General features: G+C 40.1%; 19 protein-coding genes and 1 pseudogene. 1 reads left to right on the plus strand and 19 read right to left on the minus strand.

Translation table 11 applies throughout. From position 1 onward, the window contains the following. Window positions 1-85: 85 nt before the first annotated feature. From ileS to ACFORE_RS08340, 19 genes and pseudogenes are all read right to left on the minus strand, one after another. On the minus strand, window positions 86-2872 hold the full coding sequence (ileS, locus tag ACFORE_RS08250) for an isoleucine--tRNA ligase (RefSeq protein WP_235280655.1): 2787 nt from the start codon (window positions 2870-2872) through the stop codon (window positions 86-88). Window positions 2873-3186: 314 nt separating this feature from the next. Further along, on the minus strand, window positions 3187-3969 hold the full coding sequence (locus ACFORE_RS08255) for a DivIVA domain-containing protein (RefSeq protein ID WP_154454446.1): 783 nt from the start codon (window positions 3967-3969) through the stop codon (window positions 3187-3189). Between the two features lie 10 nt (window positions 3970-3979). Continuing rightward, complete coding sequence (locus ACFORE_RS08260) at window positions 3980-4768, minus strand: YlmH family RNA-binding protein (RefSeq protein ID WP_154454447.1); 789 nt, start codon at window positions 4766-4768, stop codon at window positions 3980-3982. Continuing rightward, the gene (locus ACFORE_RS08265) at window positions 4765-5025 is read right to left on the minus strand and encodes a YggT family protein (RefSeq protein ID WP_154454448.1); all 261 of its coding nucleotides are present in this window, start codon (window positions 5023-5025) and stop codon (window positions 4765-4767) included. Before ACFORE_RS08265 ends, ACFORE_RS08260 begins: the two co-directional genes overlap by 4 nt. Before the next feature lie 12 nt (window positions 5026-5037). Continuing rightward, window positions 5038-5340, minus strand: a pseudogene (locus ACFORE_RS08695) (cell division protein SepF); the annotation flags it as partial. Window positions 5341-5645: 305 nt separating this feature from the next. Then, window positions 5646-6320, minus strand: coding sequence for a YggS family pyridoxal phosphate-dependent enzyme (locus tag ACFORE_RS08275; protein WP_154454450.1), 675 nt, complete (start codon window positions 6318-6320; stop codon window positions 5646-5648). Further along, the gene (ftsZ, locus tag ACFORE_RS08280; protein WP_154454451.1) at window positions 6320-7642 is read right to left on the minus strand and encodes a cell division protein FtsZ; all 1323 of its coding nucleotides are present in this window, start codon (window positions 7640-7642) and stop codon (window positions 6320-6322) included. The genes ACFORE_RS08275 and ftsZ overlap by 1 nt, the downstream gene beginning before the upstream one ends. Before the next feature lie 22 nt (window positions 7643-7664). Beyond that, window positions 7665-9029, minus strand: a complete 1365-nt coding sequence (ftsA, locus tag ACFORE_RS08285) for a cell division protein FtsA (protein WP_168261277.1) — start codon at window positions 9027-9029, stop codon at window positions 7665-7667. Between the two features lie 451 nt (window positions 9030-9480). Beyond that, window positions 9481-9639, minus strand: coding sequence for a hypothetical protein (locus tag ACFORE_RS08290; RefSeq protein WP_167510354.1), 159 nt, complete (start codon window positions 9637-9639; stop codon window positions 9481-9483). Window positions 9640-11004: 1365 nt separating this feature from the next. Next, window positions 11005-11208 (minus strand): cold-shock protein, encoded by a 204-nt coding sequence (locus ACFORE_RS08295; protein WP_154454453.1) that lies wholly within the window; start codon window positions 11206-11208, stop codon window positions 11005-11007. A 189-nt stretch (window positions 11209-11397) separates the two neighbouring features. Continuing rightward, entirely contained in the window at window positions 11398-12618 is a 1221-nt protein-coding gene (locus ACFORE_RS08300; protein WP_269725734.1) for a cell division protein FtsQ/DivIB, read from the minus strand. Next, the gene (locus ACFORE_RS08305) at window positions 12619-13695 is read right to left on the minus strand and encodes a UDP-N-acetylglucosamine--N-acetylmuramyl-(pentapeptide) pyrophosphoryl-undecaprenol N-acetylglucosamine transferase (protein ID WP_154454455.1); all 1077 of its coding nucleotides are present in this window, start codon (window positions 13693-13695) and stop codon (window positions 12619-12621) included. Beyond that, window positions 13688-15052 carry a UDP-N-acetylmuramoyl-L-alanine--D-glutamate ligase gene (gene murD / locus ACFORE_RS08310; RefSeq protein WP_235280648.1) on the minus strand — a complete coding sequence of 455 codons (1365 nt, stop codon included), beginning with the start codon at window positions 15050-15052 and terminating at the stop codon, window positions 13688-13690. The genes ACFORE_RS08305 and murD overlap by 8 nt, the downstream gene beginning before the upstream one ends. A 101-nt stretch (window positions 15053-15153) precedes the next feature. Next, a complete protein-coding gene (locus ACFORE_RS08315) occupies window positions 15154-15426 on the minus strand; it encodes a DUF3165 family protein (protein WP_269725732.1) in 273 nt (90 codons plus the stop codon). Window positions 15427-15481: 55 nt separating this feature from the next. Continuing rightward, window positions 15482-17323, minus strand: coding sequence for a translational GTPase TypA (gene typA, locus ACFORE_RS08320; RefSeq protein WP_154454458.1), 1842 nt, complete (start codon window positions 17321-17323; stop codon window positions 15482-15484). A 196-nt stretch (window positions 17324-17519) separates the two neighbouring features. Continuing rightward, complete coding sequence (locus ACFORE_RS08325) at window positions 17520-17900, minus strand: rhodanese-like domain-containing protein (RefSeq protein ID WP_154454459.1); 381 nt, start codon at window positions 17898-17900, stop codon at window positions 17520-17522. 10 nt (window positions 17901-17910) lie between these two features. Further along, the gene (locus tag ACFORE_RS08330; RefSeq protein WP_154454460.1) at window positions 17911-18879 is read right to left on the minus strand and encodes an ROK family glucokinase; all 969 of its coding nucleotides are present in this window, start codon (window positions 18877-18879) and stop codon (window positions 17911-17913) included. Continuing rightward, window positions 18876-19082 (minus strand): YqgQ family protein, encoded by a 207-nt coding sequence (locus ACFORE_RS08335; protein ID WP_154454461.1) that lies wholly within the window; start codon window positions 19080-19082, stop codon window positions 18876-18878. The genes ACFORE_RS08330 and ACFORE_RS08335 overlap by 4 nt, the downstream gene beginning before the upstream one ends. A gap of 135 nt (window positions 19083-19217) precedes the next feature. Next, a complete protein-coding gene (locus ACFORE_RS08340; protein WP_154454462.1) occupies window positions 19218-19748 on the minus strand; it encodes a Dps family protein in 531 nt (176 codons plus the stop codon). A gap of 139 nt (window positions 19749-19887) precedes the next feature. Here ACFORE_RS08340 and ACFORE_RS08345 point away from each other — a divergent pair, with 139 nt between their 5' ends. Next, on the plus strand, window positions 19888-20538 hold the full coding sequence (locus ACFORE_RS08345) for a prepilin peptidase (RefSeq protein WP_154454463.1): 651 nt from the start codon (window positions 19888-19890) through the stop codon (window positions 20536-20538). Window positions 20539-20611 lie beyond the last annotated feature (73 nt).

The raw sequence follows: 20611 nt of genomic DNA on the forward strand, positions 1-20611 counted from the left end.
AAGAAAGAGAGAACGAAGTTCGTCCTCTCTAGGTGTTAGCTTTTCATCTACCCACTACAGTTGACAAAGAGCCTTTTTTATTGGCTTATTCAAAACCTTCGCTTACGGCTGCTGAAAAATTCGTTTCAACAATGTCAGCACAGTGGTCACAGATTGTCACACCGTATGAGCGTTCCGCTGTTGTTGGGTCAACACGGCGACAGCGGTCACAAACAGCACCTTCTGCATGAGCAACTGTGAAGGCAACATCTTCAAAAGCAACGGCATCTGCTGGCGCAGCTTCATCTGTAATGGTCAATTGAGAAACAATCAACAATTGCGCAATGTCGCTATCAAGGGCTGTCAAAAGTGTTCTCACTTCTTCGCTCGCATAGATTGTCAAATGAGCTTCCAATGATTTACCGATAACTTTAGTATTACGCGCTTCTTCCAAGGCTTTTTGAGCTTGGTTGCGAAGGGTCATGAAGGCATCCCATTCTTCAAGGATATTGTCTTGACCTTCAAAGACTTCTGCTTCTGGTAATTCTGATAATTGCACGTACTCTTCTGGTTCAAACTCTAAGTATGACCAAATTTCTTCCGCAGTGTGTGGAAGGATTGGTGTCAACAATTTAGTGATTTTAACCAAAATGTCATAAAAGACGGTTTGCATTTGACGACGAGCAAGGTTGTCAGCTGCTTCGATGTAAACCACATCTTTGGCAAAATCAAGGTAGAAGGCAGACAAATCAACAGTGATGAAGTTCACAACAGCTTTGTAGATAGCCATGAAATCATAAGCTTCATAAGCTTTACGGATAGTTGCTACCAATTGGTTGAATTTCACGGTCATGTATTTATCCACAGAACGCAATTCTTCGTAAGCAACGGTATCTTCATTTGGATTGAAATCACTGGTATTTGCAATCAAGAAACGAAGGGTATTACGGATTTTACGGTAAGTTTCTGACGTTTGTTTCAAAATATCCATTGAAATACGAACATCGTTGCTAGAATCAACGCTTGTTACCCAAAGACGTAAGATTTCAGCACCAAATTGTTTTTCAACGTCACTTGGAAGGATAGTGTTTCCGAGTGATTTAGACATTTTTTCACCTTTACCATCAAGAACGAAACCTTGAGAAAGGACAGCTTTATAAGGAGCATGACCATTGACGGCAACTGAGGTAATCAATGATGAGTTGAACCAACCACGGTATTGGTCAGAACCTTCAAGGTAAAGATCAGCTGGATATTCCAAACCTTCGCGGGCATTCATAACACCATTCCATGAAGAACCTGAGTCAAACCAAACATCCATGATATCTGTTTCTTTGGTAAATTCGCCATTTGGTGAACCTGGGTGCGTGAAGCCTTCTGGAAGAAGGTCTTTGGCATCGCGTTCCCACCAAACGATTGAACCGTATTTTTCAAACAAATCTGCAACGTGGTCAGTCACTTCTTTAGTCATGATAGCTGTACCGTCTTCTGCATAGAAGATTGGAAGTGGCACACCCCAAGCACGTTGACGTGAGATAACCCAATCGCCACGGTCACGAATCATGTTGTAAAGACGTGTACGACCCCATTCTGGATAGAATGTTGTGCGGTCAATTTCATCAAGAATGTCTCGACGGAATTTAGAAACTGATGCAAACCATTGTGGTACAGCACGCCAGATGATTGGTTTCTTAGTACGCCAGTCAAATGGGTATGAGTGAGTAATGGCTTCGCTAGCAAGCAAAAGGTCACCAAGTTTTTCAGTAACAGTTGGAACAACTTTATCGTAGAATTGACCTTGGAAATCTGGACCAGCATTTTCCATCATGATACCACGTTCGTCAACAGTAACAAAAACTTCCAATCCGTATTTAACACCAACGTTGTAGTCATCTTCACCAAAACCAGGGGCAGTATGGACAACACCTGTACCTGAATCAAGTGTAACGTGGTCACCCAAGATAACCAATTCATCCACTTCAGTATCCCATGGGTGTTCTGTAACGATATATTCGAGTTCAGTACCTTTATGTTTAGCGAGAACTTCAAATGATTCCCAACCAAATTTTTCAGCTAAGCTATCCAAAAGTCCTTCTGCAACAACGAATTTTCGGTCATTATTAGCAGGTTTCACAACGACATAATCCATATCAGGACCAACAGTCAAAGCGCGTGATGCTGTTACTGTAAATGGTGTTGTTGTCCAAACGACAATGTAAGTATCTGTATCAAGCACACCTTTACCATCTTTAACTTTATTGGCATAGTAAAGAGAAGTTGAATCAATATCGTGGTATTCAATTTCAGCTTCCGCAAGAGCTGATTCAGATGACCATGACCAGTAAACTGGCTTAGCACCACGGTAAATGTAGCCTTTGTCAGCCATAGCACCAAAGACACGGATTTGAGCCGCTTCATAAGCTGGTTTTAGAGTAATGTATGGATTTTCCCAATCAGCAGAAACTCCTAAACGTTTAAAGTCGTTACGTTGTTTATCCACTTGGCTAAGCGCATACTCACGACACATTTCAAGGTATTCTGTCAATGGAATTTCTTTGCGTTTCACACCTTTTTTGGACAACACTTGTTCAATTGGCAAACCGTGTGTGTCCCAACCAGGTACATAAGGGGCGCGGAAACCAGACATTGATTTTGAACGCACAATAATATCTTTAGAAATTTTATTCATGGCATGCCCAACGTGGATATTTCCGTTAGCGTACGGAGGTCCATCGTGGAGGTTGAAAGAAGGCTTGCCTTCGTTTAATTGTTGACGTTTGGCGTAAATATTAGCTTCTTCCCATTCTTGCTGCCATTTTGGTTCTTTGTTAGGAAGCCCAGCACGCATTGGGAAAGCTGTTTTTCCAAGATTAAGCGTTTCTTTTAGTTTCATAGCTACTCCTTATATAAATAATCTAACTGTCATCACACAAGCAACGACAGAAGGTTGACAGGGTTAAATAATAAAAAAGAGCTTTCGCCTCAAAAGGACGAAAGCTCGTGGTACCACCTTTGTTCAGAGATTTTATTTTCCTAAAAAAATCAGATCAAACCAAATCTCCCTCTGCGACTCGTAAGGTAAGTCAGCCCTTTTATCTTACTTCATTCAGATAAAACGATTCGAAAATGATAATTGCCAATCTAGGGATTACAGGACTCACACCATCTCCTGCTCGCTGAAAATATGGATTAACAATCGCGTTTTTCTTAGTCTTCTTCGATATTCAATTTAAATGTTTGTGTTTCGCTGAGATTAACTGCTTCATCTGTATCTGCGTCAGCAGATTCGTCGTCAGCAGCTGCTAATTTTTGCGTTTCTTCAAGGTGTTTGTTGCTTTCTTCAACACGACGTTGCAATTCTTCCATTTCTTCTGGTGTGAATTGACGTGTCGCATCCATTGACAACTCATCATCCAATTCTGGAACTTCTTCGTCTAACACTTTCTCAACAACTTCACGAAAAGCTGCGTCTGAGTTTTGAAGATAAACGGCTGTTGGTTGCAACAATTCGTTCCATTCTGGTGAGTTAGCCAAGCTAAGTTGACCTTCAATAGCAGCTACCAAACGTTGGTGGAAGACGCGTGTTTGACGTTTCAAATCTTCTGTTTCCACAGCAACACGTTTTGCTTCGTCAGTTGCATCACGCAAAATTTGGTTGGCTTTTGATTTTGCTTCATCAATCAAATGTTGCGCATCGTAGTTCGCCTTGCTAACAAGGTTTGCTGCTTCGTCGTTTGCTGATGTTTTCACTTTTTCAGCTGTTTCTTGAGCAAGGATAACAGATTGGCTCAATGATTCTTTCATTTCATCAAAGTAAGCCAATTTATCTTCCAAATCTTTGATACGATTTTCTTGCTCATGGTTACGACGAACCAAGTTTTCGTAGTCTTCAACAACAATATCTAGAAATTCATTAACTTCTTCTTCGTCATAACCACGGAATTTTACTTTAAATGTTTTATCTTTAATATCAAGTGCTGTAAGTGCCATTGAATTCTCCTTATTTATGTATCATCTTATCTATGGTCAATTTCAATTTGCCGTTTTTGGTTATCCCATTATCGCTCAAAATTGAAAATCGACCAAACCCTCTTACACTAACTAAATCTCCAACTTGAAGAACTGTCGCTGTTTTATCGATCAGTTGATAATTAAGTTTGACTTTACCTGTTCCTATTAACTGCGCAGCTTGCGTTCTTGATAGCTTTAGCACAGTTGCCAGAATCTTATCCAGACGCATACTTGACACGATGACGTTTAGCTGCAGACTAGCCTGATTTGCAACGATGATATCGCTTAGAGGAATTTCTCTCAATGAAACACTCGTTCTGGCTATCTTTGTTGTATGGATTCTAATATAATCAGACATATTTCGCGAAACTAACACCTGAGCGTAGCCATCTGTTACCAAAATATCACCGATGACTGTCCGTTTAATGCCAAGATGATTAAGGAGAGTTCCCATAATCTGTGCATGGCTTAACTGGGCAAATTTTGACTGGTAACGCACTTCAAGCAAGGCTAATTCAAAATCTTCTACCTGACAGACATAATATTCTGGTGCGATAATCAGACGGGCATATTCACTAGCATAATAATCACTGGACACAAATGCTTTCAGTCCAAAATGATTAACCACCGTTTTCGCAATCTCGATTTGACGAGGATTTAAAAACTCCGTCAAAACATAGGCATAGGTTTCTTCTACCCGCTGAGCAAGACGTGTTATTTTATCAATAAAGTCATGCTCCTCAGGTCGAAAATGTTGATAGACTCCTTGTGATGTCATAAGGATGTGAATACCATAATCAGAATGCGGCTCAAAATATTAAGAGCGAACACCACAGCTATAATCGTAAAATCTAACCCCAAAAATTGAAGGTTAAAACGTCGGAAAGGTCTAATCACAGGCTCAACAATTTGTGTCAAAACCTGCCCCAACCAAGTATCGTAGGCTCCTGGGAACCAAGACAGTAAAGCGTAAGCAAATAGTAGATAAGAATAAAACTGAATCGTCTTTAGTAATACAATTAATATAAAAATCATATGTTATCTATATTAGCGTCTTTTCATGTCAAAATCAAATCCGACATCTTGACCATTATTTGGCATTGGAAGTTCTTCAACATTGACAATCACATTAAATGGTGTCAAAAGGTACATTGAACTACCTACTTTTTGAAGTGTTCCATAAAGCACTTTACTTGCGCCATCAATGAAATCAAGGCAACGACGTGCTTGAGCGTCTAGCATGTATTGAAAATCAATCAAAACACATTCGTTATTGTTTAACAAATCCACTACTTCTTGAGCATCCTCATATTTACGAGGGTATTTAAGCGTAATAGTTGTAGTTTGTTGATTCACATTTGCTTGCTCTTCACGGCGTTGGTTTAATGCGCGAACACGTTGCATATCTTCTACCGTCCTCTTTTGTTGAGATGAAGATGAGCGTTGAGCATCGTTACCATTAACCACGTGTTGAACGCGGTTAGATGGTTGAGGTTGTTCCATTGATCGTTTAATTGGCTGGACCTTTTCACTCTCTTGAGAGGCAGAAGGCTTGACCTCCTCACTCACTGTTGGCTCAACATCACTAACTTCATCAGTATCAAAATATGAAATTATTTTCTCAAATCTGTCTTTAAATGCCATCTTTTCTCCTGTTACTTAAAGAATGATGTCCCAATTCTGACGAAAGTCGCTCCGTTTTGAATAGCAAGCTTAAAATCACCGCTCATCCCCATACTTAATTCTGTAAATGGCATATGGGGTAAACCACGTTTTTGTAACTCTTGTCTAATCTGATTTGCTCTACCAAAAATGTCGTTTATCTCATTTCCAGAAGCATCTTTCGGAGCCATTGTCATTAGGCCCACCAGTTCCACTTTATCACATTCAGAGATAGCGGCTAAAGCTTCGTCAATTTCCGAAACTTTAAAACCGTGCTTACTCTCTTCACCTGAAATATTGACTTGTAGGAAACATTTGATTGTATGCTCCGCTCGTTTCTGAATTTCTAAAGCCAATTTGACAGAATCTAAGGCATGGAAGTAATCCACCAAGTTAATCACATTTTTAACTTTACGACGTTGCAAACTTCCAATCAAATGCCAAGTCAAAGGTCTGTCTTTCAAAGCTTCGTATTTATCAAGAAAAACATCAACCCTGTTTTCCCCAATATGGGTAATGCCAGTATCAATAAGACGAGCAGCCACACCACTGTCAACGTACTTCGTCACTGCGATAATATTGACACTATCCTTAGAGCGATTAGCGGCTTGCGCTGCCTGCGCTACTTGTTCAAAAACAAGGTCTTTATTCTTTTGAAAATCCGTCATTAACGGTTTTTAAAGAATGGTGGTGTTTCTAATTCATCGTCAGTTGTGTCGTTGCTTGAGAAAGTTGACATCGTCAATTTGCTGTCTAGTTCACCTTCTTTTGGACGGCTGATGTTGTCACGACGAAGGTCCCAGTTTCCAAATGAATTGTCTTTTTGTTGTGAAGCTGGGTTAGACGCTGGTTGTGATGTTGGTACAGTGTTTGTTGCACCCATATCATAGTCAAAGCTTGAACGACGTTCAAAAGCTGGTTGGCTTGATTGTTGTGCACGTTCAGAAGCGTATTGAGCACCTGCTGCTTGTTGTGCATTTGGTTGGTTAAATGAACGGTTTGATTGTTGGAAACCAGCCACTTTATCTGCACGGTCTTGGCGGACACCAGTTGCCACAACAGTCACACGGATTTCATCTTTCATGCTGTCATCAATAGATGTACCCAACCAAATGTTGACCCCTTTACCAGCAGCTTGGCTGATGATTTCAGAAGCTTCTTCGGCTTCAGTAAGAGTCATGTCAAGACCACCAGTAACGTTTACGATAACATCTGCAGCACCATCGATTGTTGTTTCAAGTAATGGTGAGAAGATAGCTTTGCGAGCAGCTTCTGTGATACGTTCTTCACCAGAACCGATACCGATTCCCATAAGAGCGTTACCTTTGTTTGCCATAACGGTTTTCACATCGGCAAAGTCAAGGTTGATAAGGCCTGGGCTTGTAATCAAGTCTGTAATACCTTGTACCCCTTGTCTAAGCACATTGTCAGCTTCGCTAAGTGCTTCAAGAAGCGGTGTCTTTTTATCCACGATTTCAAGAAGGTTGTTGTTTGAGATAATCAACAAAGTATCTACTTGTTCGCGAAGTTCTGCAATACCTTCAGCAGCGAAGTTGCCACGTTTGTTTCCTTCAAAACCAAACGGACGTGTGACAACGGCAACTGTAAGAGCACCCAAGCTTTTAGCAATACGAGCGATAACTGGCGCAGCACCTGTACCAGAGCCACCACCCATACCAGCAGTGATAAAGACCATATCAGAACCTGACAAAGCATCTGTCAAAGCTTCTTCGCTTTCTTCGGCAGCTTTACGACCAACCTCAGGTTGACCTCCAGCACCTAAGCCACGTGTTAATTTTGGACCTAATTGAATGACTGTTTCTGCTTTTGAAGAACTCAACGCTTGAATATCAGTGTTAGCAGCGATAAATTCAACACCTGCAACTCCTTCATCAATCATGCGGTTAATGGCATTTCCGCCACCTCCGCCGACACCGATAACTTTAATAATAGCACCTTGTACAGACGCTGCATCAAATGAAATTCCCATTTTTAATTTTCCTCACTTATTATTAATCAAACATACTTCCAAAAAGACCACGAATACGCTCTGTCAGGCTAGGTCTTGATGGCTCCTTATGAGCAGGAATACCCTGAGGAGCCTGCGGTGTAGGCTCGCTAACTACTGGAGCAACAGGCTCTGGAGCTGGTTGATAGACTGGACGTGGTTGTGGTTCTGGTTCAAAATCCACTGGCTTACGTCTAAGGAGTTCTTCACCAGAAACCGCACGTTGAGCAATCACATCTACCTCGCTCATCATGCCAACGTATTCTACCAAACTAATCACGTTGGCAAACATTGGGTTACGGATACCTACTTGGTTTGGCACGTGGAGTTTAACAGTGGTTCCGAAAATTTCTTGAGCCAACTCAACCACACCTGGCATAATCGCTCCACCACCGACAAGAATAATCCCTCCTGGCAAATCCAAGAGGCGTCCACGTTCCAAATCTTGTTTGACACGGTCTAAGATGTGGCGAACACGCGCAGAAATGATTTCTGCCAAGTAATGCTCGCTCACTGAAATTGGCGTGTCACTACCAACCACATCAACTTGAACACTTTCTGACTCACTTGCTTCTGCCAAGTTTGCTTGTCCAAAGTTGAATTTAAGCGCTTCTGCAATTTGCATTGATGTCTTCAAGACTTTCGAAATGTCTTTTGTGACATACTCTCCACCTTCTGGGTAGATGTTTGTGTATTGCAACTCTTGTGCGCGCATTGAAGCGACTGTTGTTTGACCGCCACCCATATCAATCACAGTAGCACCAAATTCACGTTCCCCTTCGTTGAGAACTGATTTCGCCAAAGCTAGTGGTGAAATAATCACGTTTTCCACGCTAATACCAGCACGCTCTACTGTCTTGCGAAGATTGTGAAGGATCGTGCTTGGCCCAGTGTAAATCAAGCCACGCATTTCCAAGCGAATACCCATCATGCCACGAGGGTCACGGATACCTTGGAAACCATCCACGATAAACTCTTCTGGAATGAGTGAAATCACTTCACGCTCTGGCGTAATGCTTTTTGTCAAAGCTGATTTCACGACACTATCAACATCTTCGTCTTTAATTTCTTTTGATTCGCTAGGAACGGGAATCATCCCTTGAGTAGGCTCAATTTGAAGAAGATTAGCTGGAAGACCGACGTTAATCTTATCAATGGTCATTCCGGCTTTTTCTTCTGCTTGTTCAACCGCTTTTTTGATTGCTTCAGCAGCAGCTTCAATATCTATAATAATTCCATCTTTTACTCCAGTGCTGGGAACGTTGCTCACACCAATGACGTTCATCTCGCCAGAAACAAATTCTGCTACGAGAACTTTAATCGAGCTTGTCCCTATATCCAAACCTGTAAAAAAGCCATTTCTAGCCATTCACTCGACCTCTCTATCTTTCCATTCATTTACTATTCTAAAATCTGCATAAAATCAGAAGTATTCAGAAAATATTATATCATAAAAAAACGTAAAATGTTATCATTTTACGTTTTTTGTTATAGAAATTTCCCTACTATTTAATATTGTAAAAAACGTTACAGTATAAAAAACATACTAATATTTATAGCTAGAATATATTAATTACGATAAAATACACGTAACAAAAAACGTAACAAATTTTATAACAAATTTACGAGTTCAGCAGGCAGGAAAAAAGCATCCTAGTCAAAATACCACTAACTAATGCTTGCTCCGTTTCGTTGCTTAGTAGATTAATTTCCATACGGTCGTACCTCCATTTTTTGAATTTGTCGGGTAACCCAATTAAAACGGTCACGCGCTACCGCTAACTTTGTTTTAGTGCCTTGAATACTGATAACGATATCTGTCATGGCAGTATTTCTCCTTTATCTAGCTTGGCAATCTGATTTTTAACCCATGCTTTCCTATCTTCTCGCTGTTCCAAGTGTTTGAATTCTGCCAATTCGGCAAACGTTACACGTTCATTGATAAGGTCAGCTATTTTATTTAATTCTTTATCTGTCATTGTCTGCCATTGTCTGCCTCCTTTACACCCAAAACATACCTATAAAGTTCACTCTATCGGCTGGTATATTATGCTCACTTATGTAACATTTTGCGCTTGTTTTTTACGTTAGCCCTTTAAAATATTCTTCGTTGTGGTCTGTGCTTTCTGATACTTCATTCGGTTCTATATCAACCTCAAACAAAGCATAAGCCTGTAAACCATAAAGGCAAGCAAACTCCCTCACTAGTTCGTGAGATTCAGCAAGATAAACGAAGCCATCACCGTCAATCTTTAACCCCTCTCTTTGAATGCTAGGAAAATTCTCAAATGTTGAATAGTGATATTTTTATTTTCAAACTAACGCACAAAATTACTAATATAAACAAAGCCTGTTGTATCAACGTTTATAGCTATTATTGTGAAAATACGAAAACATATAAAATTACTAACTTAATGTAGCAGTTACATTAAAACACATTTAAAAATACGGGTTCAGCGGGCAAGAAAATAGCACCTTAACGGGTGCTTTTTTGTGTTACCATTCTTTTAGCTCTTCCAAACGTCTGCTACCTTTTCAGTAGTAACCACCTCATAGGGCTTTACTGGTTCATTAGGGGGGAACATAATCAAATACTATCCCATACTTATTTATCAGCGCCTTATATTAATCATTTCAATAACCACGCGCGTGTGTGACTAACATAACCCATCATGTTATAATATTAGTGTACTTAGATAGATATATTGTGATTTTCTCCCGTGGTTTATCCCACGGTTTTTTTATTTGTATAAAAAAAGAGGTATCCCATTTCTAGGATACCTTTATTATATTTTTCCATGTTCTTATTGTAGCACTGTAAGCGACCGTGGTATAATAATTACGGCACAAAGCCAAAATAAATATAGAGAATGTTATGATGTTAGTGTTGTTTCATTTTTGAGGTTTGTGCGAGCATGGTTTTTTTTGGGTCTATAGGTTCGCCCTATAGGCTTTTTTTTATGCAATCTAACAGCGGAACAAATAGATAGTTAACTGGTAAATAAAACATAATCAAAATAAGGTTTTTTGAGGTTATATGACACCCTTAAAAATCTGAAAAAATGGCGCGTGGTACAAGCGAACACCTTGTGGTGGCTCTCCTCGGCACGAGAAGGGGGGCGGGGGTCATTTAAACACTTGGATAATATAATTATATTCCCGAGTATTAAAACGCCATACAGGGGATTTTAGACCCATTCTCGGACGTGCTGAATATTTTAAAAAGGGAAAATCACGCGCAAAAAACGGTGGCGTTGTTATATCCGAACAACAATATATCCCGATAAAAATTTAAGGGTATTTCCGAATAAAAAAGAAGCTATCAAAATAGCTCCCCTTAAACGTTAAGAAATTTTAATAATATTAACTGCTTGAAGTCCGCGTTCTCCTTGTTCAACGTCAAATTGAACTTTCTGACCGTCCTCTAAAGATTTAAAACCATTAGATTTAATTTTAGAAAAGTGTGCGAACAGATCAGTCCCATTTTCTTGAGAGATAAAGCCAAAACCTTTATCCGCATTAAACCATTTTACTGTACCTTGTACCATTGAGTTACCTCTTTTTTATATAAATTTGTAAAAATATTCAAGAGGAAAAACAAAAAGATACCACTTATTACTTAAACCCCAAATCTTATTTACACTCATTACTCTAACAGTAAAGTCACTATAAGTCAAGACTAAACTCTCATTTACCAAATTATTTCGTTTTTTCGCTTTAACAACACGGATTTGGAATCATTGTTGAGTACTTGACGTATCACTAACTGCGTCTGTTTCGGTGCTGGTAGCTGATGCCTCTTGACTCACTTCTGACTGACTTTCTGTGTCGTTAGACTCTGTCAATTCCGTTGATTCATCTGTACTTTCCATTTGTGACTCGTCCGCGTTAGCTTCATTTTGCGCTTTTTCTTTTTCGGCAGCAGCTTCTGACTCAATGGTTGACGTGGTTGTGTAAATACCAACTTCCATATCCACAATACTATTTTCCGTCAAGTTTTGCTTGATTTTATCGTAATATGGCAATTTTTCATCCAATTCTGATAGCGGAACACGCACCGTATTGCCATCGTGCATTTCCAAATTCAGCAAATCTGAAGTTGTTGACGAATCAGCTGAGCTCACAATTTGAATTTGTTGCACCAAACTCTTGTCTAATTTTGAGAAAGCTTTGATGAGTTGCTCAATTTCTTTTTCAGATGATAAATTGATGGTTAAGAAATTGTCTGGCAAATCCTGCGAGCTAACAACTCCCAAACGTGTGCCATTTTCAAGAATTGGCTGATAACCATCGTCTGTCTGTGCATAAGCCACAATGTTGTATTCTTTAATCTTAATCGTGAATTTATTAGGAAAATGATAGGTCATTTTCGCTTCCCTGATGAGCTTATCATTCTTTAAGATATTGTGCATATAAGATGACCTATTCAAAATCAAGGAAAAGAAATAATCTGAACTGCTGATGCCAGATGCCGACAAGACATCTTCTTGAGTGGCTCTATTGCCACCTTCGACAGTAATCACTTTCTTTTTGCTTAAGGGCGATACCAAGAAAATCGAAATCGCCAACACAAGAACAGCACCCAAAAGAACAGGAAGAGCGTGCCTGATTGCTTTTTGAAGGGGTGAGCGTTCTTTTTTTTCTTTGGGCTTTTTCACCTTTTTAGGTTTGGGTTGGTCTGATTCCACTATTTCTGAGAATTCAGAGGATTCCTTTTTCTTGTCACTTGCCTTATCGGCTACTTTTTCCTTAGAATCCTTGTCCTCATCATCTTCAGCTTGCTTTTGGCTAGCAGCGTAAGGATTGCGTTCCAAACGCATCTTTTCTTGCTGCTTTTTTTTCTCCAACTCTTCAGCTTCTTTTTTCTTCAAAAACTTAATATTGCGTTTTTGCCATTCGGTTAATTCTTCTTGTGGTTTTGTGTCTTGTTGTTTGTCTTGCTCTTTCTCTTTTGCCATTTAAATTCCTTTTGCGGTTTTAGAAATGTCAGCCATCATCAGATGGTAAAATTCATCCTGTGATTTCAACTCATTGGATTCTTTCATCTGTTTTTTGTACTGTGCTTCATCCGTAAAGAGCTGGTTCAATTCATCTTGCAAGTTTTCCAAGGTCAAACGGTCTTCTGCCAATTGACGCGCGTAGCCTTTTTTCTCAAAATAAGCCGCATTTTCCAATTGGTCGCCTCGGCTAGCCTCCTTGCCTAGTGGCACAATCAAGTGCAATTTTTGCATAGCCACCAGTTCAAAAATAGTGTTAGAACCCCCACGCGTTACCACAACATCTGCCAAATCCATCAAAGGCTGATACAAATCCGTCACATAATCCACTCGGTAAAGATTTTGGCTCAATTCATTCAACGATTTGTCGCCAGAAATGTTGATGACGTTGTAGTGCTGGGTCAATTCAGGTGTGTTACTTACAAAATCATTGAAAACACGCGCCCCAGCTGAACCACCAATAAAGAGAATAGTTTTTAATTTAGGGTCAAAGTGGCTCTTGATGGCGTCGATTTTACTCGTGTCATAAGGCACTTTATTGCCAACCTTAGTGATAGCTCCAACGTGTTTGGCTTTGGTTAGGCTTTCAGGTTGCTCAAACGTCGTGTACATAGTTGTCGCGAAGCGGTAAGCAATTTTATTGGCAAGTCCCATGGACAAATCTGACTCGTGGACAAAGACTGGAACGCCTAGTGGTTTTGTCGCAATAACGGGCGGTACTGAAACAAAGCCTCCCTTTGAAAACAAAACTTGCGGTTTAAGGCGTGCCATAATGGCAAAAGATTGCAAAACGCCGTAAGAAACCTTAAACACATCTAACATATTTTGCCATGAAAAATAGCGTCGCAATTTCCCAGTAGCTATTGAATGAAAGGTCACATCCAAGCCAGATTGAGTGATTTGTTCGTACTCAATACCATGCTTATCCCCAATGTAATGCACTTCCCAACCATCTTCGATGAATTTTGGAATGAGAATGAGATTCAAGGTCACATGACCAACCGTTCCACCGCCGGTAAACACAATTTTTTTAGGCATTGTTACTCTCCTTAAGGGCTTCAAAAGTCGCTATAAATTCGTCACCACGGACTTCAAAGTTTTTGTACATATCCCAACTAGCATTGGCTGGACTCAACAAAACAACGTCGCCAGCTTCCGCATTACTAAAGGCAATTCGAGTCGCATCCGCAACGTCTGTGGCATCCAGATAAGGCACCTTAGCCTTGTCAGCTGCTCGTTTGACACGCGGTGCAGATTCACCAAGAATCACCATCAATTTCACACCAGTAATATCAGGAACCAACTCATCAAATTCATTGCCTCGGTCCAAACCACCAGCAATCAAAATCACTTTGGCATTATCAAAACCAGAAAGGGCTTTTTGAGTGGCTAGAATGTTAGTTGATTTGGAATCATTGTAAAAACGGACACCATCCACTTCACCAAGGGCTTGCAAGCGGTGTTTTACCCCACCAAAATGAGCCAAGGTTTCCTTAATGGCTTCATTGGAAATTCCTGATAATTTAGCCACAACGATGGTTGCCAAAGCATTTTCAACATTGTGTGTTCCAGGCACACCAATTTCTGAGGCTTTCATGATAGCTTCCTCTTTAAAATACAAGGTATTGCCGTCAAGATAAGCACCGTCAACCTTTTCAATTGTTGAAAATGGTACCACTTGTGCTGCTGTTTTTTGTGCTAATTCTTTTGCCAAATCTTGGTTCAAATTAAGCACCACAAAATCATCTGCCGTCATGTGTTTTTGAATGTTCCATTTGGCAGCAACATAATTATCAAAAGTACCGTGGTAATCAATATGCGTTGGCATTAAATTAGTAATAACAGCAATGTGTGGATGGAAGGTGCGTGTTCCCATCAATTGGAAAGATGACAATTCCATAACCAAGGTATCTTTGTCAGTCGCCGTTTGGGCAACTTCTGAAGCAGGAAATCCGATATTTCCTGAAAGAAGCCCTGATTTGCCACCGTTATTAAGGGTTTCAGCAATCATGGTTGTTGTCGTTGTCTTACCATTTGACCCTGTGATACCAATAATTGGCGCATCTGAAATCATGTAAGCCAACTCAACTTCTGTGATGACTGGGATGCCTTTTTCAAGAGCCTTCACCACCATAGGATTATCGTAACGGATACCAGGATTTTTAACCATCCATTCAAAATTTTCATCCAATAATTCCAAAGGGTGGCTACCACAAATCACCTTGATTCCTTCTTCTAACAAGGCTTGTGCAGAAGGGTTTTCATCAAAAGGTTTGCTATCATTAACGGTCACGATAGCCCCAAGTTTATCCAACAACTTAGCTGCAGCTTCCCCTGATTTGGCCAAGCCAAGTACCAATACCTTTTTGTTTTTAAATGTTTCTATTTTTTTCATCGTTTATCCATTCTAACCTTACAAATATAGTAATATTCTACATTTATTTAAACGCTTTTTCAATCATTCTAGTGCCGTCACTAAAAAAGATTGAGCAAAACTCAATCTCCTTTATTTGGATGCTCACTTTTTTCTGCCCTAGCTGGTAATTGATAGACATCACGAATGGCGAAAAATCCAAAGATCGCCATGGCAAATCCCAGCAAAATTTCTGGTGGCGATTGAAGGATTTTGATAAAACTCATAAATGCCAGCACAATTAAGAGAGCCGTGGCACCCACCAAGCCAATGGTGTTCAATGTATTACGAATGCTTGTAGGGGCCATAAAAAAGTAATAAGAAACGATTAAAATCGCAACAATAAGGTAAAACACGCTGACCCCCTCTTCACATCGCACGATTGGTCTTTAGCTTCGCACGTTTAAAGCATTACTCTGCAGATTTTTTCTTTTTCGCAGCCTTAGCACGCATATTTTTATCAAGGATTTGTTTGCGTAGGCGAATAGATTCTGGAGTAACTTCCATGTATTCATCATCGTTCAAGAATTCAAGTGATTCTTCAAGCGTCAAAATACGTGGGGTTTTGATAACAGCCGTTTGGTCTTTCGTTGCTGAACGAACGTTGGTCATTTGTTTTGCTTTCGTGATATTAACAGTCAAGTCATTTTCACGTGAATTTTCACCAATAATCATTCCTTCGTAAACTTCTGTACCAGGGTTAACGAAGATAGTACCACGTTCTTCAACAGACATGATAGAGTATGTTGTTGCTTTACCAGTATCGATAGATACCAAGGCACCACGGTGACGTCCGCCGATTTCAGCGTTAATCACTGGCATGTATTGGTCAAAGGTATGGTTCATGATACCATAACCACGAGTCATTGATAAGAATTCAGTTGGGTAACCAATCAAACCACGAGCTGGCGCAAGGAAAATCAAGCGTGTTTGACCATTTCCAGTTGATTGCATATCCAACATTTCACCTTTACGTTCTGACAAGGATTGGATAACCGCACCTTGGTATTCTTCAGGTGTATCGATTTGAACGCGTTCGAATGGTTCCATTTTCACACCATCAATTTCTTTGATGATAACTTCTGGACGTGATACTTGAAGTTCGTATCCTTCACGACGCATAGTTTCAATCAAGATTGACAAGTGCAATTCACCACGACCTGAAACAGTCCATTTATCTGGAGAATCTGTTGGTTCAACGCGCAATGAAACGTCTGTTTGCAATTCAGCAAGCAAACGTTCTTCTACTTTACGAGAAGTAACGTATTTTCCTTCACGACCTGCAAATGGTGAGTTATTTGCCAAGAAAGTCATTTGAAGGGTTGGTTCGTCAATGTGAAGAATTGGAAGAGGTTCAACGCAATCTGTTGGTGTGATGGTTTCCCCAACGAAGATGTCTTCCATACCAGAAATGGCAATCAAGTCACCTGCTTTTGCTTCCTTGATTTCACGGCGTTCAAGTCCAAAGAAACCAAATAGTTTTGTTACACGGAAGTTTTTCGTTGTACCGTCCAATTTTGAAAGGGTTACTTGGTCACCCACTTTAACCGTACCGCGGAAGATACGACCGATACCAATACGTCCAACGAAGTCATTGTAGTCAAGAAGTGACACTTGGAATTGAAGGGGCTCATCTGAGTTATCCACAGGTGCTGGGATATGGTCGATGATGGTATCAAAGATTGGTGCCATTGTGTGTTCTTGGTCAGCTGGGTCATCAGAAAGTGATGATGTTCCATTGATAGCTGAAGCGTACACAACTGGGAATTCCAATTGGTCGTCGTCTGCACCAAGTTCGATGAAAAGTTCAAGTACTTCGTCCACAACTTCAGCTGGACGAGCAGATGGTTTATCAATTTTGTTAACAACCACGATTGGTGTCAAGTTTTGCTCAAGGGCTTTTTTCAACACAAAACGTGTTTGTGGCATTGTTCCTTCGTAGGCATCCACAACAAGCACAACACCATCAACCATTTTCATGATACGTTCTACTTCACCACCGAAGTCCGCGTGTCCTGGTGTGTCCATGATGTTGATACGAACGCCGTTGTAAGCAACCGCCGTATTTTTAGCCAAAATGGTAATACCGCGTTCTTTTTCAAGGTCGTTTGAGTCCATCGCACGTTCTTGCAACTCTTTACGTTCGTCAAGTGTGTGTGATTGTTTCAATAATTCATCAACAAGGGTTGTTTTCCCGTGGTCAACGTGGGCGATAATCGCCACATTACGAATATCTTCTCTTAATTTAGTCATGATTCCTCGATTTTTTTCATTTATTCTAACTTTTGAATTATACCACAAATCCTTTGAAAAAACAGCGTCAAAAGAATTGTAAATGTTTTCAAATATAGAGCACTTTTAAGACATCGCTTTCCCAAAAATAGCTCACACTCTTTTTAACACGAAAAAAAGGGCTAAGCCCTTTTTCACATATAAGCCAGAGAGGCATTTAGCCTTCTTTGACTTTTCCTGTCCAGTAATCAAAGCCATCGTTTAAGACATACAAGTCTGTAAAACCTGCTCGTTTTAGCGTTCTAATCACGCGTGGAAGGGCAGTGCTTCTGCTTTCAGCGTACAAAAGAACGGGTTTGTCCTTGCGAATAGCTGATAATGACAAGTCTATCTGGCTTGCTGGAAGGTTGCGTGCACCCATGATGTGTTTGGCTTTAAAAGAAGTCGCTTCACGAATATCAATCACTTGACTGGTATGAATGCGGCTTGCAAAGTCAGCATTGTCAATAAAATGCGCTGCACGGCGAATGCTGTAATAATTCCACGCAAACCAAGTCACAACAACAAGGATAACCAGTATAATAATAATCCAGTCCAATGTTTTCCCCTTAATCTAAGAATTGGCTTGCAAGGCTAGCTGCACCGATGATACCAGCATCGTTACCAAGTTCTGCAATTTTGATTTTAGTTGATTGGCGAACTTGTGGGAAAGCGTATTGGATAAAGTATTTTTCCACACGGATACGCAAGAATTCACCAGCTGCAGATACCCCACCACCGATAACAACAGAATCTGGGTTCAATATGTTAGCGATGTTAGCTGTTGCAAGACCAAGGTAGAAACCAACTTTTTCAACAACAGAATCCGCAAATGTATCACCAGATTCAGCCGCTTCAAAGATGTCTTTACTTGAAACCGCATCGCCATTGTCAATAGCTGCTTTGATGCTAGAATCACCTTCGTAGCTTTCAGCCAAGTAGCGTGCCACACGGACAATACCTGTTGCAGAAGCAACTGTTTCCAAGCAGCCTTTGTTACCACAAGTGCATTCAAAACCGTTATCAGGTTCAATAATCATGTGACCAATTTCGCCACCAGCACCTGCAACACCGTGGATAAGGTTCCCATCAGCGATAACACCACCGCCAACTCCAGTTCCTAGAGTGACAAAGACAACGTCTGGATTGTTAGCACCAGCACCAACCCAACGTTCACCAAGCGCCGCAACGTTAGCATCGTTATCAATGGCAAATGGAATACCAAGTTCACGTTCGATAACAGAGCCCACTTCTTCTGTGTGTGCCCAGTTCAAGTTGAAAGCACCTGTAACTGTTTTTGCTTCACGGTCAACCGCACCAGGAGAACCCATTCCGATACCAACGAAATCGTCCTTAGTCAACCCATACAAGCCCAAGCGATGTTTCAAAGAAGCCACGATATCTGGTACGATGTGTTTACCATCTTCAAGGATGTTTGTGTCAATCGCCCATTTTTCTTGAACTTCACCTTTAAGGGTCAAAATCCCAAATTTAATGGTTGTTCCACCCAAGTCGATTCCTAGTAATTTTTGTGTCATTTATTTTCTTTCTCCATTTCTAAGCGGTGCTCATGTCGTAAAACTAATTCAGCCTCTAGGTATTCTGTCTTATCAATCAAGCCATTCTCATACAATTTTTCAAGTTCTAATTTCATGACTTCGATATCATAAAGACGTTTCCCAATATAGATGTAAATGCCAAACCGTTTTAGCAATTGTTGCACATCGAATAAAGTTTTCATGATAAGCATTTTATCAAAAAAAAAAACCATTTTCAACCGCTAACGCAAACTATTGCAATCGTTTTCTTAGAATCTGCTTATTGGACATAAAAACAAGGACAGACCCTAAAGCCTATCCTTATATTCTTACCCTATTTATTTAATTCCTGATGCTTGGCCACGTTCTGCTTGCAACATCCAGATAGTCTTTTCAGCTTCAGCTTGCGCTGCTGTGAAAAGATCATTAGATGGTGCATCGCCTTCTTCATCAGTCACATCAAGACCTACTTGATAAAGAGCTGATAAATAAGTATAAACATCTACCAAACGTGCCAAGTGTTCATCCATTGCTTTTTCAAATGAACCTGGCACCTCTTCTAGTTTTGAATGGTCATCAAATTCTTTAAGCGTTGAATAAGGTGCTCCCCCGATGGTAATCAAACGTTCACTCATTTCATCTAGTGAAGCATTAAGACTGTCCATCAATTCGTCCATTTTTGGGTGCAAGTAATAGAAGCCTGCTCCACGCATGTACCAGTGAACTTGGTGAACAATTGAGACAGCCTTTGACAAATCAGCGACCGCCTGGTTAAGAACAGCTTTTGTTTTGGCATTTTTAGCAGTTGATTTTTGTGAGATATTATGTGTTACAGATGCGTAAATGTTTTCAGTGATTGTTTGAGTCATAGCAAACCTCCTCGTCAAATAACATTTTGAAACACTTTAGGATTTCTCATCCTTTACTTTACAATCCTATTTTATGATAATTCTAAATAAAGAGCAAATAATATGCTCTCTTTTTTAATTATTTTTCGAATAAACTAGTATGGACATTTTATTATTCTTTTTTCTAGGGGCTTCTTTAGCCTCTTTTATCGGTGTTGTGGTCGAGCGTTTTCCTGAAAAATCCCTCATTACGCCAGCTAGTCATTGCCAAGCTTGTGGTACAACCTTGCCTGCTTGGGACTTGATTCCCATCTTGTCTTTTTTGATCAACCGTGGGCGTTGCCGTTTTTGTCAGGTTAAATTGCCCATTTGGTACTTGCTTATTGAGTGTTTCTTGGGAATTGTTAGTGTCGGTTACTACCATCATATCTTATCAGGACAAATCTGTATGACCATTCTCCTGAGCGTTTTGCTTAGCCTTTACGACTTGAAATCCCTTGGCTTTCCTATTCTGGCTTGGCTACTTCCGACACTTGGCTTGTTCTTTTTTGCTCCCCTTTCCCCTATCTTTCTCATCCTTTGTTTGCTTGGGATTTTAGCAGAAATGACAGATATTAAGATAGGCAGTGGGGATTTTTTCTATCTCGCCAGTTTGAGCTTAGGATTTAGCCTTACGGCATTATTATGGGTAATTGAACTAGGGTCTTTAGCAGGCATTCTCTCCTATTTATTAAAGCGTTGCAAACACATTCCCTTGGTGCCTTTTTTATTTTTAGGATACTTGTTAGTTATCTTTTTTAAGTTAACTTAATTTTTTAGTTAAATAGACTTTATTTTTTGAGCTTTTCTGATATAATAGGTTTTAGAAATATACAGAAAAGAGG

This window comes from Streptococcus alactolyticus (assembly GCF_042649785.1).
Lineage (GTDB): Bacteria > Bacillota > Bacilli > Lactobacillales > Streptococcaceae > Streptococcus > Streptococcus alactolyticus.